The sequence below is a fragment of the Brevibacillus fluminis genome (assembly GCF_003710825.1).
Classification (GTDB): Bacteria; Bacillota; Bacilli; order Brevibacillales; family Brevibacillaceae; genus Brevibacillus_D; species Brevibacillus_D fluminis.
On the sequence record NZ_RHHQ01000019.1, the window covers coordinates 101695 to 116611 of the forward strand.

A 14917-nucleotide genomic window follows, 5' to 3' on the forward strand; every position below is an offset into this window, starting at 1 on the left:
TCTCTCATGGTAAAAGGAATACCCGTTTCATTCGGAGTGGGCATCGCGCGTGCGGTTTGCTTGTCTGCAAAGGAAACGCAGGCCGTCCATGTCGATAGCCAGCCAGCCAATGTCGAGCAGGAGCTGAAAAAGCTGCACGATAGCATCGAGCGGTCGACAGCGGAACTGAATCGGCTGCATGAGCAAGTGTCTCAAGAGATTGGCGCAGCGGAAGCGGCCATTTTGGATGCGCACCTCGCGTTTTTGCAGGACCCCGCTTTTGCAGGAGAGATGAAAACCCAGATTCAGGAGCAGCAGCTGTATGCCGTGCAAGCGGTTCAGCAGGTCATGGAGCATTTTGCGGCGATCTTTGAGAGCCTCGATGATTCTTACATGCGCGAGCGTGCCGCAGATGTGCGCGATGTAGGCAAACGGATGATCAAAAACATCAATAACCCTGAAGGAGACGCGCAAGAAGCTTATACGGAGCCGTTTGTGCTCGTAGCCGAAGACGTGACGCCTTCTGATACCATCTCGCTTCCTCGCCAGCTGGTACGCGCGATTGTGGCGGCAAAAGGCGGAGCGACCTCCCACGCCGCCATTTTGGCACGGTCACTCGGCATACCTGCCGTAATGGGCGCCGGACCAGAGCTTTTGACGCAGACCGCTAACGGAGACCTAGTGATCGTGGACGGGACGTCGGGCAGCATCCACATCAATCCTGATGAAGAAACGCTTGCTCGCTACCAGAAGCAGGCGGAAAGAGAGCGAGCGGAAATGGAGCAGTTGGAAAAGCTGCGCGATCTGCCAGCCCAAACGACCGACGGCAGACGGATCGAGTTGGTCGCCAATATCGGCCGACCGGAGGAGACGGAAGCCGTTCTCGCTAAAGGCGCGGAGGGTGTCGGGTTATTCCGCTCCGAGTTTTTGTTCATGGATCGTGAACAGTTGCCGACAGAAGAGGAGCAGTTTGCTGCCTATCGCGATGCGATAAGCGGGATGGCGGGGAAGCCGGTCATCATCCGAACGCTTGATGTCGGCGGCGATAAGCATCTGCCTTATCTCGATATGCCGAAGGAAGAGAACCCGTTCCTCGGTTGGCGAGCGATCCGCATTTCGCTCGACCGCATTGACCTGTTCAAGGAACAGCTGCGCGCAATTCTGCGTGCCAGTGCGTTTGGGAAAGCCTTGATCATGTTTCCGATGATCTCCCATGTGGAGCAGATCCGCCGTGCCAAAGGGCTCGTAGAAGAAGTAAAGCAGGAGCTGCGTCAGGAAGGAATCGCATTTGACGAAGCGATTCCACTCGGTATCATGATCGAAATCCCTGCGGCATGCCTGATTGCCGATGCGTTGGCGGCGGAAGTCGACTTTTTCAGCATTGGCACGAACGATCTGGTGCAATACACATTGGCGGTGGATCGGATGAACGAGCGGTTGAGCGATCTCTACAGCTATTTCCACCCAGCAGTGCTCCGTCTGATCCAACAGGTCATCGATGCATCCCATCGTAACGGCATCTGGACCGGCATGTGCGGGGAGATGGCAGCAGACCCGCTGGCGGCACCGCTGCTTTTAGGAATGGGGCTGGATGAATTCAGCTGCAATGCCAATTCCTTGCCTCGCGTAAAAGAACAGATTCGCCGCATGAGCTACGAGAGTGCACAAGAAGTCGCAAAAAACGCGCTTGCGCTCAGTACTCCGGATGAAGTAAAAACGTATCTCGCTAGCCTGTAAAAAGGCTAGTCTCTTTCAACAGAGACGTAAGCGGTTTCACTTGGTTCAGAAACGTTCACCTTGGGCATCATGCTCCATGGGCTCAAGGTGGACTTCTGATAGATCACATTCATGATAAGGGAGGTCTCACTATGCTGGCTTTTTTGCAAAAGATTGGTAAAGCGTTGATGCTACCAGTCGCAACGCTACCGGCCGCATCCTTGCTTTTGCGTTTCGGTGCGATTGACTACGTCAAGGAGTTTCACTTCGGTGATTCGTTTGGCGGCTTTTTGAATCAATACGTGGCACCTTTTTTGGCGGCAGGCGGAAGTGCAATCTTTGATAATTTACCTTTAATTTTTGCTGTCGGTGTCGCGATTGGATTTGCCGGAGATGCAGTTGCTGCGTTGGCGGCGGTTATTGCTTATCAAGTACTGACCTCTGTGCAGGCGAAAGTACCTGCCGCGTTTGGCTTTATTCCGGATGAGTTGAAACTGAATATGGGTGTGCTTGGCGGTATTCTCGCAGGTGGGATGGCTGCATACTTCTATAAGAAATACCATGATATCAAGCTGCCGGATTGGCTAGGCTTTTTCAGTGGAAAACGCTTTGTCCCGATCGTGACTTCGCTTAGCATGGTTATCATCTCTTTGCTGGTTGGTCTGGTTTGGGGACCAATCCAAGAAGCGCTCGATACATTCGGTAACTGGATCGTCAGCTTGGGTGCCGTCGGTTCTGGTTTGTTCATGTTCTTTAACCGCTTGCTGATCCCATTTGGTTTGCACCATGTGCTCAATACCATCGCTTGGTTCCAGATCGGCGATTACACAGATGCAGCGGGTAAAGTGGTTCACGGTGACCTGACTCGGTTCTTCGCCGGTGACAAGACGGCAGGTATGTTCATGACAGGCTTCTTCCCGATTATGATGTTTGCTTTGCCTGGTGCAGCGCTCGCTATCATTCATACCGCAAAACCAGAAAAACGCGCAGCGATTTCCGCCATCTTCATGGGTACGGCACTGGCATCCTTCCTCACAGGGATAACTGAGCCGATCGAATTCGCCTTCATGTTCCTGGCTCCAATGCTGTATGTGGTCCATGCGATTTTGACCGGTTTGGCTGGCTTTATTACAACCTCGATGGGCATCAAGCTAGGCTTTGGTTTCTCGGCTGGTCTCATTGACTATGCGGTAAACTTCCCATTGGCAACCAATCCGTGGATGATGATCCCGGTCGGCCTTGCGTTCGCGGTTGTGTACTACTTCCTGTTCCGTATCTTGATCGTTAAGCTCAACCTGAAAACGCCAGGTCGCGAAGATGATGATGTGGAAGTAGCGGCAGTGAGCGGCGGCGGTTCGTCCACTATGCGTGACAAAGCGGTCAACGTGCTTTCCAATATCGGCGGCAAAGCCAATATCGTCGATGTGGATGCGTGCATCACGCGCCTTCGCCTGGTTGTCAAAGACGAGAAGCTGGTTAATGACAAGGGGCTAAAAGCACTGGGGGCAGCAGGTGTCATGCGCTTAGGCCAAGGCAGTGTCCAAGTCGTTTTCGGTACACAGTCCGAGCAACTGAAAGACGAGATCAAAAAGCTTTAAAGCCTCCATACCAACAAGGGGCCGTGGCACATCACGGCTCCTTGATTCCAATTTTTATAAAAAAGGGGAGTAAATGTAATGAAAAGGTTGCTGGATTGCCGCGCGTCGGATTTTCGCCAAATGATGGGAAACGAATTGAAGCAATCGATCAAGGCAGCGGAAGGCAGGACGTTGATCGCCGAAATTATTTGTGAAGGAATGGCGTTGTATCCCGATGTGACAAATGCAGAAATGGCCGCAGCGTTCGGTGCTGATCTGCTTTTGCTCAACTTTTTCGATGTGTTTCACCCGCAGATTACCGGACTCGGACCTACAGAGGACGGCGACATCATCGGTCAGCTGAAGCGATATACGGGGCGTCCGATCGGGCTCAATCTGGAGCCGGTTGACCCGAACGCGTCGCAGGTGGAACAACTGATCGAACTGCCGGTCGGCAGGCTTGCTACAGAAGAGACGTTTCAAAAGGCGAAGGAACTGGGCTTTGATTTTGTCTGCCTGACCGGAAATCCGAAAACAGGCGTGACGAATAGCCAAATTACGCAAGCCATCGCCAAAGCGCGCGAGATCATGGGAGAAGACATGCTGATCATTGCTGGGAAAATGCACGGCGCAGGCGTGGAAGGCGAAGCGGGCGAGGAGATTGTAAGCGAGAAGGAGATTCAGAATTTTGTTGAAGCGGGCGCGGATGTCATCTTGCTGCCGGCGCCTGGAACCATTCCGGGAATTACCGTAGAAAGCTGCAAAAAGCTGGTGAATCTCGTACGCAAAGCCGGCGCGCTCAGCCTGCTTGCCATCGGCACCAGCCAGGAAGGCGCTGATGAAGCGACGGTGCGGCAAATCGCTTTGTTCAGTAAAATGGCAGGAGCCGATCTGTACCACATCGGTGATGCTGGCATAAGCGGCATCGCCTTGCCGGAAAACATCATGCAATACTCGATCGTTTTGCGCGGCAAACGCCACACCTACATAAGAATGGCCGCATCGGTTAATCGATGATGTCACGCATATTAGAAAGCCCGGCTTCGCCAAGCTTTTGGCTTAAGCCGCGGTTGCACCACAAAAAAACCTCTTCAGGCAGCAGTTGCTTGAAGAGGTTTTTGGTTGTTTTGCGCTATCTTCGCCTCTTCAAGCTGCCAAAGCCTTTCGATGTTTTCGGGGGTGAATTGCTCTTTGGCCGCGAAAAAATCGAGGAGCCTGATTTGCTTGAGGAGGAGCTGGAATAGGAACTATCCGACGAATTGCGGATGATCTTTCCGCTGCTAGATGACGAGTCGCTCTTTTTAAAAAGACTGCCGCTGCTCGATTTGGACGAGGTATCCGCAGAGGAGCTGCGCTTGATGATTGAGCCGCTGCCCGATGTCGTGATTGGCGGTGCCGCTTTTTTCTCCTGCTTCGTTGGCGTATGGTATACGACCGTTGGTTTGTACGTGTCTCTGCTGCCATAGCCGCGATAATTGCCGGCGTAGCTTTTCGCCAGATCGAACAACCCGTTGATCACCGTGGCGGTGATGTATCCTTGCAAAAAGGACGAACTGTAATTTTGCTGAACAAACTTTTGGTTGTCGACTTCAATGAGCGTGTCTTCTGGTTTCTTGGGGTCTTTTTGCAGGTGGTACCATTCATCCGAATAGACCAGGAACATGTGATCATTGTCTTCTTTGGAGATTTCCTTCGGTGTTTTCTGATCCGCCAGTTCTTTGGCGACCACGGGGACGGTTTTGTTCTCGGCGCGATAGACGCGGGAGGTTTCGCCGCCCTTATCGACGACGGATTCAAGCGGGTACGTGGAGCTGACCGATTGTCCGCCGCAGCCTGCCAGAACAGTTACCGCCAGCGAGACAACCAGCGCCGCTTTCATCCCTTTTAACAGCCGTTTCCACATAAACGAAATCCCCCCCTAAGTTCCGCGCAACACTTGCACGTCGGCAGGGAGCACGAACTCTCCTTCATACAGCATAAACCGACCATCTTGCCATTCAATCCGCAACAGCTTGCGATTATCCGACTGGAATTGCCAGACGTACTGCTCGCCTGCGGCAGAGAATGGGGCTTTTCCGACAGTCGTTACATTGCCTGAGAACTGCTCCTCAAGGTGGTACATGACATCATCCATTTCGATGGTTGTCGGCACTTCGTCAGGCGAATCCAGGCGGCCATCGATGGGCGAATACAAGTGATAAATCGTACGCTCCCGGTCCTCGATATTCAGATAACGGATGGTATTGCCGTCCTGCAAGGTCAGCACGACCGCTTTGCGCTGAAAATTGCGGACATTCCCGATCACCTGGTACGTGACGAGGGAGACCTCGACCACGTCGCCCACGCCAACGGTCAGGATGCTTTTCTCTGGCTTCGGGGGCTCGGGTGTTTTAAATATATTTTTCACTCGTTCAAACAAGCTCATTGCATGGCCTCCTGTCTCTACCTACAAGCTCAAGCTCGATGTGATTACCAAGGCACCGGTGATATGCAGCGAGCCGGCAACAAGGGCATGCGCCACCTTCCCGTTTTGCGTGCCTTCATCCAGATCAAGTCCCGCGATGTTTTTCAATAAGAGCGTCACCAGCTTCTCCAAGATAAACAAGATGATGAAGGAAGCGACGGATACGAACAATGCGGTCCACAAATCGCTGGAGACGGCTAATGATTGCGCCAAGATATAACCTTGCGCGTATAATTTCATGACAAAACGGGTTGTTACTGCGGTATTTCCTCGCTTGATTTCATCCAAATCTTTGTACTTGGTAAAAAAAGAATCAATCCACATGAGAATAAAAAGAAGCACTGCTCCGCATGCAGTCCATACGAGCATTCTCAACAAATCAATACCCAACAATCGCATTCACTCCTTTCTTTGAAAAGAAAAGGGGAACCGCCGCAGCGGTTTACCCCTCGTATTTTTTCATCAAGGCTGCAAGTTCATCTTCCACTTGCTTGTCTTTGCTGAGCGATGCGATTTCGTCATCCAGCGATTTTTCCTTTTTGTAAACTTCGCCGCTTGCTTCTGCCTCGGCTTCGAGCTGAAGCGCCTTTTCTTCCATACGCTTGAGACCGGCCATAGCCGAATCGTTGCTGAAGCCCGACATGGTTTGGTTGATTTTCTTTTGCGCTTTCGCTGCATTTACACGAGCAGCAAGTGTTTCGCGTTTGTTTTTCAGCTCGGAGATTTGCTTGCGCATTTCCTCCAGTTTTTCTCTCAGGTTGTCAGCAGCCAATTTGTTCTGTTCGTAGCTTGCTTTGTACTCGGCAGCTTTGCTGGCAGCGGTCTTCTTCTCTTCCAGAGCGCGGCGAGCCAGATCGATGTTTTGCGCTTGTGCGGCGATGTGAGCCTGCTCTTCACGCTTCGCAACCAATGCTTCCTGCTCTTCGTACAGCTGCTTGAATTTTTTCTCCAGTGCGATTTGTGCTGCTACCGCTTTTTCCGCTTCTTCCAGGTCATCCTGCATGTCGCGCAAATACTGATCCGTCAATTTCACCGGATCTTCTGCTTTTTCGATCAGGGAATACAGATTGGACATGGTTAGATCACGCAAACGTTTAAAGATAGACATATCGAGCACCCTCCTTGTGGTGGTTACCTGCTTTTATCATTGTAATACGTGGGGGCTAAAAAATGGTTTCGGAAATGCAAAGAATTTTTTTGTCCCAAAAGATGGAGATAAACTAGCGAAAAGACACGAAAGGGGAGGGGGATGCGTATGAGCTTTCGCATGCCGGCCATTCATCCGATCCGGCTGGTCGGCGTCATGATTCTGGCTCTTGTTGTCGCTTATGGGGCGTATGTATACGTGAAGCCACAGCTGTTTGTGTACGCCAAGCTGAAAGCAGGAGTGGTGGTGGAGAGCGGCGCTTTTTTGCAGGCAAAAGATATCGAGGCTGTTTCCTTGCCTCTCAATCGGCTGTTCCCCGGCGAGACGGCGCCAATTGCGGGGCTGCTTCCGTATTCGAAAGCATCGGCTTTTTTGGCGATGCCTGTCGTTCGCCGACTGAGTGGGGAGACGCCGCTCATGGAGAGCGATTTTGCGATAAGCGGAGATGGCAGTGCAGCGCTTGGGGAAGGGATGACAGGGATGAGCATCCCGGTCGATAACATCGTTGGCATCTCGCCGCAGCTGATGGTTGGTGACAAGGTCCACCTGTACGCCTCGTTCGAGGATGAGGAGGGGGCGCACAGCGGGCTATTGCTGCGTGAGATGCCGATCATCGCGCTGCAGCGGGAGTTCGAGACGGCGGAACCGCAGCTCAGCGGCGTGACAATCGCGCTGAAAGTTCAGGAAGCGGTTCTGCTTACACATGCGCTGCATTACGGGAAAATTCATCTGGGGAGGGCATCGGCATTGGACAAAAAAGGGGCCGGAATTGGAGATGAGGTATTTGCAGCGGCGTTGATGCGGACGAAGAAGCGGTGGAGTGAAGGGGGAGACATAGCAAAATGATAAAAAAACGTTTGGTGCTGATCGATGAAGATGTGCTTGCCCTCACGGAATTGAAGCAGCGAATGATCGCCAGTCAATTTTTATCGGTGATCGGCGAGGCGCATCAAATCGAAGACGTGTGGAAGGTGCTGCAAACGGAACAACCGGACCTGATTCTGGTCGGTAGCTTGCGCCAAGCGGAGATCGGGGTTCTGTGCCAGCAGATCCGATTCGTGTGCCCGCAAGTGACGGTCATTGCAACATGTTCTGCAAAAGAACTGCATTGGGAGCCGTTCTTGCGCAATTTGCAGATCTGGGTGTTGGCCAAACCGGTTCAGCCGGAACAAGTAGAGCTGCTTTCCATGCAACCGTCGCCTTCTTCCTATATGCAATCCGGTATGGGGACGGGTGCGCCCCTCGTACCGATGCAATCTTCACCGTCTGCATTTGCAGTCGCTGAATCCCCGGTTGCGACACCTGCCTATCTAGCAAAAAAGGAAAAGCCAAAGCATTTGATCACGGTGTATGGGCCAAAAGGGGGTGTGGGCAAGACGTTTCTGTCTCGGGAATTGGCTGTGTATTTCCGGCAGGTACCGCAAAATGGGCGTCCACTGAAAGTGCTGGCGGTCGACTTCAACCTGGATTTGGGGACATTTGCGACTTCGCTGAATTTGCCGCGGACGCCCAATTTGTTCACATGGGCGCAAGCGATCGATCAACAGATTGTGGCCATGATGCAGCGGGAAGGAATCGACAGCGAGACAGCAGGCCCGCAGGAATGGCAGGATTATGCCACCTCCCTTCGCTTGGGTGCCGATGAGGTCGAGCCATTCATTGTGGTGCACGAGCAGTCGGGCCTCCACATCCTGACTTCACCGCGAGAGATCAGGCAAAGCTTTGAGATCAAGGATTACCATTTGTATGTGATGCTCGAAACGCTGAAACAGAGCGATTACGATGTCATTCTGATCGATACGGCTCCGGATACATCGGATGCAACGATTCAAGCACTGTTTTTTTCTCAACGGGTGGTTCTGGTGGGGACGCCCGTCGTGGATGCGATCGAAAACATCCAGCGCCTGCTCAAGCTTTTACGCGAAGCGGAATACCCCGAGGAACGCATTCAAGTATGCATCAATCGACTCCAACGCAAGGAAATGTTCACGCTCGAGGAGATTCGCGCGTATTTTCAGCTGCATCCGGGGAAAACGATCTTTTCCATTCCAGATGACGATGAAGTGAAGCGGTCGATCAATGCAGGGATGCCGATTATGCTGGGTCAGCAACGGTCGGCGGCCAGGGATGCAATCGAGAAGCTGGCCAAATCAATCGTTACGATGGAGGATGAAACAGCGGCAAAAAAAACGGCTAAGCCGAAGGAAAAAGCGCGTTCTTCCATGTGGAGTTGGCTGCGCAGATAAAGGGGAGGTTTCCATGTCATTTTACCGGAATCGATTGTTAGGGCTTACGCAGCAAACACCATCCATGCTGTACGATCTGCGACAAACGGGAAGGCAAAGTGGGCGCGTCCCGGCGATGATCGGCGAATCAGCTTTTGGCGGGAGTGCGCATGAGGTAGAGGCGATCGTATCGAAGGATATCGAATCTGCAGTGAAGGTGCAGATTGTTGAAAAATACGGGACAAGGCTATGGGAAGAAAAAGAGAGCATAGAGTTCCTGGATGAGTTGGGAAAGGATATCCGCTTGCTGCTGGAAATGAAAGCGCCGATAGTGGGTTATCAGCTGGAACAACTCGCGCGTAAGCTGCTTCACGAGCTGGTCGGCTGGGGGCCGTTGGACCCGCTTTTGGCCGATGATGACATCACCGAAATCATGTTTCACCGCTACGATCAGCTTGTTGTAGAACGCAAAAGCTTGGGCAGGCTGGAAGCAATTTCAGGGAAAGTTTTTCGAGATGAAGAGGAGCTGTTGCGACTGATCGAGCAAATCGCCTCATCGATGGGTCGCGAGTTTAATGAAACGAAAGCAGAGCTGCATACCCAGCTTCCGGACGGCTCGCGAATCGCCGCCTCCCATCGTGTCATTTCGCCAGACGGTCATATGCTGACCATACGTAAACACCGCGATCTACTGACTGAGTCGGATTATGTTAGATACGGATCCATTTGTCCGCCGATGCTGCAATTTTTGAAATGGGCGGTTGGATTGGGCCGGGCTTCCGGCATTGTTAGCGGGGGGACGGGTTCCGGAAAAACTCATCTGCTGAACCTGATCTCCGCGTTCATTCCCGATCATTTGAGCGTGATTACGATCGAGGATGTGCTGGAGCTAAAGCTGCAACATCCGTATGTCCGCCGTTTTTTGGCAAAGCCGCCCAACCACGAGGGGAAAGGAGGCTATTCGATCCGAGATTGCGTGCGGTTGTCTTTGCGGAAAAGACCAGATGTCATCATCGTCGGAGAGTCGCGGGGAGGGGAGATTGTCGATTTGTTTTGGGCCATGAATACCGATCATCCAGGCAGCTGGAGCACCGCTCATGCCAATTCCCCACGGGCTCTGGTCGATTCGACATTGCCCATTCTTTTTGCGAAATCGGATGAAAAATACAGTAGCTTTGAGCGCAATCTCATGATCGGCTCAGCCTTGCAGCTGATCGTGCAAGTAAAACGATTTGAGGAAGACGGAAGCCGTAAAGTGGTAGCGATCACAGAGGTGGTAGGAACGGGTGATTCGCATGAGGAGCGCATACGGCGAACGTGCAACGTAAAGCATGTGGTGCCAGAGCGGGTCTACCTTCAGGATATTTACGTGTATGAGCCGACAGATGTTGTGAACGGTCGGGTAGTGGGTCACTATCGATGGACTGGATATAAACCGGAACGGCTGATTCGAAGCTGGATCGCGAAAGGGCTGCGCGCAGAGGAGATGGACAAAGTCTTTTTCACTACGCCGATCCGCGCCTAGGGGGATACCGATGATTGCTGAAGCGTTGCCGATCATATGTGTGGGATTGTTGGCGGTGGCAATTTGTCTCATTTGTCTGCCTAGCTCTCTATGGGCAAGGTTGATTGATTCACAGAGGGACCATGCTGTGATGGTGCAAGTGCAGCAGGGGCGACTTTCAGTGCGTGAAAAATTGGCGAGACGGCTACGCCAGTCCCAGTCGAATGTGACGTTGGGGCAGTATGCGCTGATTGGGGCTTTTTCTGGAATGGCTTTTTATTTGTTGTGCGGAATGGTTTTGCAATCATGGTGGATGCCGATCCCGGCCCTTTTTGCCGGGATCATTTTCAGCGAGAGGGTGATCGGATATAAGAGCGCAAAGCACAAGGAGCGGTTTGAAGCCGGAAACTTGAGGGCAGTTCGAATTATGGCGAGCTCGCTCCGTACGTCGCCTTCTTATTTGATGGCTTTCGAGCAGGTTGCCCATCACGCATTCGTGGAAAAGCGTGTGGCGAGAGAGTATCTGCGCGTGGTTGAGCTGCTGCGCGGTCAGGTGCCCTTGGACAAGGCAATGGCCGATTTCTATGCCAGGACAGGTTCGGCGGATATCTCCTATCTTTCAACAATCGTGCAAGTTCAGCGAGAGCTTGGCGGAGATATGGCAAAAACGTTGGATCAAGCGGCCGGTGCCATTTTGCGCAGAAAACAGTTGCTTCGTAAGCAACGGGCGGCGATGTCTCAAATCCTCGCGCAGGTTAACCTGCTTTCAGCCATGCCTTTTGTGTTTGTAGCAACGTTGTTTCTTAATAATCCTCACCATTTTGATCCGCTGCTGGCAACCATGAGCGGACGATTTTTGATTTTGGGCGCGTTTCTCATGATATTGTTGGGCGGCGAATTGATTCGATTCATCGCTTTGAAACAAGCTTACCGAGGAGGGTGAACTAATGCTGATCGCAGTAATTGGGTTGGGAGTTGCTGTGCTGCTGGTGTATTTACCCGGCGCATTTCGGTCAAGCGGCGTGCAGCAGTCTGGGTTGCACAACCGCATTGAAATTGAACAGAACGCGCGGTTTACAGACAGCTTTGCAAAAAACAGGCGGAACCTGCCTGGTCTTTCTCTGCTGACACGTAATCCACATGTAATGGAGAGGCTTATCCGATATGTAGGGGTGGACAAGCAGCAGGTCTCGGCTAGTCTGGTGCGATTGCGGTGGAAGACGACACTTGAGGAGATTGTGCTGGCCAAGCTGTGCGGTGCTTTACTGGTGTTGGCCGCGCTCATTTATTTGTATTTTGCTTTTCAAATGGGACAAAACATTTCCTACGACCAATTATTGCCGCTCATTGCGGCGTTGGTCGCTTTTCTTTTGCCCACACAATACCTTGAATGGGCAGACAAAAAAGCCAAACAGGAGATCCAGCAGCAGATTCCGGTTTTTTTTAGCATTGTCCAAGCACTGGTCGAGGCAGGCATGCCGATCCATTCGGCGGTGAAGGCTACGGCGCGGCGCGATCCATCTCGTCTCGGTCGCGAGCTTGCCTGGATGGATGTAGAGGAAAGGCAATACGGAAACTGGCGCAAAGCGCTCGAGGAGACTGCATACCGCTGGGAGGTCGACGGATTTGTGGCGATTGCGCTGGAGATCAATGAAGCGCTGACGAAAGGAATCAGCATTTCCAAGCTGCTTGCGGATCAAGTGGAGGAGCAACTGAGGCAGCAGGAGAGCGAGGCTGAGGCCGGGATCAATCGGCTTCAGGTGAGATTATTGCCTTTTCTCATCGTGTTTATGGGAATTCCCTTGATGTTTTTGGTGATGGGGCCTGCATTCATGGGGATTGGAGAAAAGCTGTAGCAAGAAATATTTTTGCACGACCCCACTGTCTTTTGGCAAATTCAGGATATAGCCAAAGGAGGGTTGAACATGAACGCAGTTATTGGGTATGTACAGCGGTTTATGAGGGAGGAGGATGCGGTAACGATTGTTGAGATGGTGATTATCGTTGCCGTTATTTTGATCGTTGTCCTGCCAACCTTGCAAAACCTTGGGTCGGCTGAGAATGAGCGGTTGGAAGAGATGGAAAGCAAGCTGAGAAAGTGATGGGCGTTTATCTGGGTGTCTTTTTGGCGATCGCCGCCTTTTTTGATTGGAAGTGGCGGAAGCTGCCAAATTGGTTTCTGCTTCCTGTCATGTTGGCTGGCTTGGCATACCAGATGGCAGAAGGTACATGGTGGACAGCGGCAGGCGGCCTCGCAAGCGGTTTTGCCATTACAGTGGTGCCGGTAGCGATGCGGGCAATGGGGATGGGCGATCAAAAATTGCTGATGGCGGTCGGGGCATGGACAAGCACTGCGGACGTTTATTGGCTGGTTGTACTATCAGCTTTTCTTTGCATAGTCGTAGTGCTCTGTCGACCGCAGCGAATCAGGCGTTTAGGCAGGCATCTGTATCTGGCTGTGATGGGATTGGCAGCGCATCGCAGGCTGTGGCTCCCCGACATTCAGCAGTCCGCTTTAACGGTTCCTTTTGCCGTGTATGTCTGTGGCGCATTTTGGATCCGACAAGCAGCAGGAATTTGGCTATGAGGCGATGGAGAGTGTGGCGCGAGGAAACGGGTAGCCAATTGGTAGAGTTTGTACTTGTTTTTCCACTGATATGGCTATTGCTAATTTTCGCGATGGATCAGTTCACAATCATGTACAACAAGCAGGTAGCGCTGGCAGCAGCATTTGAAGCGGGGCGTACAGCATCTTTGCAGCCAAATGCCGGACTTGCCAGGTATTATGCAACTCTGCGTGCCGACGATGAGCTAGAGCAGGCGATCGGCCTGAGTTCGAGCGATGTAGAGATGATCGTGAACAGGCGATGGCGTAAAGGAGAACATCTGGAGGCAAGAGTATCAATGACCTTTTCACTGATGGCGTCCAATCGTCCGTATCAGATTATCGAGTCGTATTTCATGATGGTGGAGAATGCAGAGGAGTGAGCGCCATGCTGAAACAAGAACATGGGACGGTGATGCTGATCTCCCTGTTTTTTCTCATCTGCTTATTTGCCTTTTCATCCCTTGTCCTGCTGTTGGGTCAAGGAGCATTGGTAGGAATGCGAACGCAGCAGACAGCCGATCTGATCACTAAGGGTGCAAGAGCTGCAGGAAAATGGACAAAGACAAATCCCGAGACAGGTGAAACAAAGAGCAGACTGTTTGCTACAACGCAAGAGGCAAGAGAGCAAAATGCAAGTATCATCCGGGGGGCAAGGGAAGAAGCCGAAAAGCTGTTTGAGTTAAATCGGGACGCATTGGAAAAGACCGCCCATCGGGTCGACATTACGCACCAAAAAGGGGAGAAGCATTTCCTTTACAACCAGGGCATCTACCATTTAGAGATTACGGTAGAGCAGGAAGCGCTATTGCTTTGGGAAACGCCGATCATGAAAGTGCGGAGAGTGTCACAATCCGAGCTGAACCGATAAATTTCCGTTTTTTCTCGGATTTTGCGATTATTTTTGTCCCAAATCGACGTGGTAGGGTATGGGCATATCAGTTGAGGGACAGGAGTGACGCTGGATGCCTTCGCAAATTATTGAGAGATATAAAAGAATACTAAGTGGTGAACAAAAACGGTTTTCTCCCTACGAGTTCGAGGAGATGTTGTACCGGAAGCAAAAGGTGCAGCTTGTTCTGCGGTACGCGATCGAACAGGTGAAAAAGTGGACGCCGGAAGAAGCGAGAAAAAATCTTTGCCCTAAGGATGTCATGGATTTAAAGCTGCATTTGGTAAAGGAATTCATCGATCCGCCGATCGAGGCCAAGGCTGACGATGTGTACTATCTGGTCGAATATGCGTATCCATATCTTCCGCGACCGGGTGAAAAGCAAAAAGCACTGGTCGTATATATGGAAGTGCTTGCTGGGAAACGCCGGCATTTTCCACTGCATTATTTCCAGACGCTAAAGGGTGAAGAGCGGGCAAAGATTTGCTTCGAGTACTTGTGGCAGGAACTGTTGGGTATAAAAAGCGTATATGAACTCCCGTCGCTCTTTACCCGTACGGAGGACGCTTACCAGCTCCTACGAAAATACAAGCTGAAGATCCTGGTGGATACACTTTATTTTTCACCGTTTGACATGGTGACAGAAATGTATCCGGAGCTAAATGACCCGAAATTATGGAATGGAAATTTCTGATGTAAAAATATTTGCAGTGACCCTCTGTCTTTTTCTACAGTTAAGCTAGTTTCATAAGCTTATAAGCAGATGAAACGGCCGTTATGTTTCTGGTGAGAAAGGGAGGCGTTGCAA

The 14917-nt window shown here is 51.7% G+C and carries 17 protein-coding genes; 13 read left to right on the forward strand and 4 right to left on the reverse strand.

Annotated features, from left to right (window positions below; all coding sequences use genetic code 11):
- Nucleotides 1–6: 6 nt before the first annotated feature.
- The 3 genes from ptsP to EDM56_RS23090 all read left to right on the forward strand — a co-directional run bounded on the left by ptsP (nt 7) and on the right by EDM56_RS23090 (nt 4289).
- Nucleotides 7–1716 (forward strand): phosphoenolpyruvate--protein phosphotransferase, encoded by a 1710-nt coding sequence (ptsP, locus tag EDM56_RS23080; protein WP_122920285.1) that lies wholly within the window; start codon nt 7–9, stop codon nt 1714–1716.
- 131 nt (nt 1717–1847) lie between these two features.
- The gene (gene nagE, locus EDM56_RS23085) at nt 1848–3293 is read left to right on the forward strand and encodes an N-acetylglucosamine-specific PTS transporter subunit IIBC (RefSeq protein ID WP_122920286.1); all 1446 of its coding nucleotides are present in this window, start codon (nt 1848–1850) and stop codon (nt 3291–3293) included.
- A 78-nt stretch (nt 3294–3371) separates the two neighbouring features.
- Nucleotides 3372–4289, forward strand: coding sequence for a DUF7916 family protein (locus EDM56_RS23090; protein ID WP_122920287.1), 918 nt, complete (start codon nt 3372–3374; stop codon nt 4287–4289).
- A 115-nt stretch (nt 4290–4404) separates the two neighbouring features.
- Here EDM56_RS23090 and EDM56_RS23095 read toward each other — a convergent pair whose 3' ends face one another.
- The 4 genes from EDM56_RS23095 to EDM56_RS23110 form a co-directional block, all read right to left on the reverse strand.
- On the reverse strand, nt 4405–5175 hold the full coding sequence (locus tag EDM56_RS23095) for a DUF4247 domain-containing protein (RefSeq protein WP_122920288.1): 771 nt from the start codon (nt 5173–5175) through the stop codon (nt 4405–4407).
- Nucleotides 5176–5190: 15 nt separating this feature from the next.
- The gene (locus EDM56_RS23100) at nt 5191–5697 is read right to left on the reverse strand and encodes a DUF4178 domain-containing protein (RefSeq protein WP_122920289.1); all 507 of its coding nucleotides are present in this window, start codon (nt 5695–5697) and stop codon (nt 5191–5193) included.
- A gap of 21 nt (nt 5698–5718) precedes the next feature.
- Nucleotides 5719–6105: a DUF350 domain-containing protein gene (locus tag EDM56_RS23105; protein ID WP_425456355.1), complete on the reverse strand. Its 387-nt coding sequence runs from the start codon at nt 6103–6105 to the stop codon at nt 5719–5721.
- 73 nt (nt 6106–6178) lie between these two features.
- Nucleotides 6179–6844 (reverse strand): PspA/IM30 family protein, encoded by a 666-nt coding sequence (locus tag EDM56_RS23110; RefSeq protein ID WP_122920291.1) that lies wholly within the window; start codon nt 6842–6844, stop codon nt 6179–6181.
- 147 nt (nt 6845–6991) lie between these two features.
- Here EDM56_RS23110 and EDM56_RS23115 point away from each other — a divergent pair, with 147 nt between their 5' ends.
- The 10 genes from EDM56_RS23115 to EDM56_RS23160 all read left to right on the forward strand — a co-directional run bounded on the left by EDM56_RS23115 (nt 6992) and on the right by EDM56_RS23160 (nt 14803).
- Nucleotides 6992–7729, forward strand: a complete 738-nt coding sequence (locus tag EDM56_RS23115) for an RcpC/CpaB family pilus assembly protein (RefSeq protein ID WP_122920292.1) — start codon at nt 6992–6994, stop codon at nt 7727–7729.
- Nucleotides 7726–9129 carry a CpaE/TadZ family protein gene (locus EDM56_RS23120; RefSeq protein WP_246009499.1) on the forward strand — a complete coding sequence of 468 codons (1404 nt, stop codon included), beginning with the start codon at nt 7726–7728 and terminating at the stop codon, nt 9127–9129. The genes EDM56_RS23115 and EDM56_RS23120 overlap by 4 nt, the downstream gene beginning before the upstream one ends.
- A 13-nt stretch (nt 9130–9142) precedes the next feature.
- A complete protein-coding gene (locus EDM56_RS23125) occupies nt 9143–10633 on the forward strand; it encodes a TadA family conjugal transfer-associated ATPase (RefSeq protein ID WP_122920293.1) in 1491 nt (496 codons plus the stop codon).
- 10 nt (nt 10634–10643) lie between these two features.
- Nucleotides 10644–11555, forward strand: a complete 912-nt coding sequence (locus tag EDM56_RS23130; RefSeq protein ID WP_246009500.1) for a type II secretion system F family protein — start codon at nt 10644–10646, stop codon at nt 11553–11555.
- 4 nt (nt 11556–11559) lie between these two features.
- The gene (locus EDM56_RS23135) at nt 11560–12468 is read left to right on the forward strand and encodes a type II secretion system F family protein (protein WP_122920294.1); all 909 of its coding nucleotides are present in this window, start codon (nt 11560–11562) and stop codon (nt 12466–12468) included.
- A 69-nt stretch (nt 12469–12537) separates the two neighbouring features.
- Entirely contained in the window at nt 12538–12714 is a 177-nt protein-coding gene (locus EDM56_RS23140) for a pilus assembly protein (RefSeq protein WP_122920295.1), read from the forward strand.
- Nucleotides 12714–13199, forward strand: coding sequence for an A24 family peptidase (locus EDM56_RS23145; protein ID WP_122920296.1), 486 nt, complete (start codon nt 12714–12716; stop codon nt 13197–13199). Before EDM56_RS23140 ends, EDM56_RS23145 begins: the two co-directional genes overlap by 1 nt.
- Nucleotides 13196–13600, forward strand: coding sequence for a TadE/TadG family type IV pilus assembly protein (locus EDM56_RS23150; RefSeq protein ID WP_122920297.1), 405 nt, complete (start codon nt 13196–13198; stop codon nt 13598–13600). Before EDM56_RS23145 ends, EDM56_RS23150 begins: the two co-directional genes overlap by 4 nt.
- 5 nt (nt 13601–13605) lie before the next feature.
- Entirely contained in the window at nt 13606–14088 is a 483-nt protein-coding gene (locus EDM56_RS23155) for a hypothetical protein (protein WP_122920298.1), read from the forward strand.
- 94 nt (nt 14089–14182) lie between these two features.
- Complete coding sequence (locus EDM56_RS23160; RefSeq protein WP_122920299.1) at nt 14183–14803, forward strand: DUF4046 domain-containing protein; 621 nt, start codon at nt 14183–14185, stop codon at nt 14801–14803.
- Nucleotides 14804–14917: the final 114 nt, after the last annotated feature.

Bases quoted from the DNA above. Each gene is read 5' to 3' on its own strand.
- ptsP (WP_122920285.1), top strand. From the start codon at position 7: ATGGTAAAAGGAATACCCGTTTCATTCGGAGTGGGCATCGCGCGTGCG.
- EDM56_RS23130 (WP_246009500.1), top strand. From the start codon at position 10,644: ATGATTGCTGAAGCGTTGCCGATCATATGTGTGGGATTGTTGGCGGTG.
- EDM56_RS23145 (WP_122920296.1), top strand. From the start codon at position 12,714: ATGGGCGTTTATCTGGGTGTCTTTTTGGCGATCGCCGCCTTTTTTGAT.
- EDM56_RS23150 (WP_122920297.1), top strand. From the start codon at position 13,196: ATGAGGCGATGGAGAGTGTGGCGCGAGGAAACGGGTAGCCAATTGGTA.
- EDM56_RS23155 (WP_122920298.1), top strand. From the start codon at position 13,606: ATGCTGAAACAAGAACATGGGACGGTGATGCTGATCTCCCTGTTTTTT.
- EDM56_RS23140 (WP_122920295.1), top strand. From the start codon at position 12,538: ATGAACGCAGTTATTGGGTATGTACAGCGGTTTATGAGGGAGGAGGAT.
- EDM56_RS23135 (WP_122920294.1), top strand. From the start codon at position 11,560: ATGCTGATCGCAGTAATTGGGTTGGGAGTTGCTGTGCTGCTGGTGTAT.
- nagE (WP_122920286.1), top strand. From the start codon at position 1,848: ATGCTGGCTTTTTTGCAAAAGATTGGTAAAGCGTTGATGCTACCAGTC.
- EDM56_RS23100 (WP_122920289.1), bottom strand. From the start codon at position 5,697: ATGAGCTTGTTTGAACGAGTGAAAAATATATTTAAAACACCCGAGCCC.
- EDM56_RS23160 (WP_122920299.1), top strand. From the start codon at position 14,183: ATGCCTTCGCAAATTATTGAGAGATATAAAAGAATACTAAGTGGTGAA.
- EDM56_RS23125 (WP_122920293.1), top strand. From the start codon at position 9,143: ATGTCATTTTACCGGAATCGATTGTTAGGGCTTACGCAGCAAACACCA.
- EDM56_RS23115 (WP_122920292.1), top strand. From the start codon at position 6,992: ATGAGCTTTCGCATGCCGGCCATTCATCCGATCCGGCTGGTCGGCGTC.
- EDM56_RS23105 (WP_425456355.1), bottom strand. From the start codon at position 6,105: ATGCTCGTATGGACTGCATGCGGAGCAGTGCTTCTTTTTATTCTCATG.
- EDM56_RS23120 (WP_246009499.1), top strand. From the start codon at position 7,726: ATGATAAAAAAACGTTTGGTGCTGATCGATGAAGATGTGCTTGCCCTC.
- EDM56_RS23110 (WP_122920291.1), bottom strand. From the start codon at position 6,844: ATGTCTATCTTTAAACGTTTGCGTGATCTAACCATGTCCAATCTGTAT.
- EDM56_RS23095 (WP_122920288.1), bottom strand. From the start codon at position 5,175: ATGTGGAAACGGCTGTTAAAAGGGATGAAAGCGGCGCTGGTTGTCTCG.
- EDM56_RS23090 (WP_122920287.1), top strand. From the start codon at position 3,372: ATGAAAAGGTTGCTGGATTGCCGCGCGTCGGATTTTCGCCAAATGATG.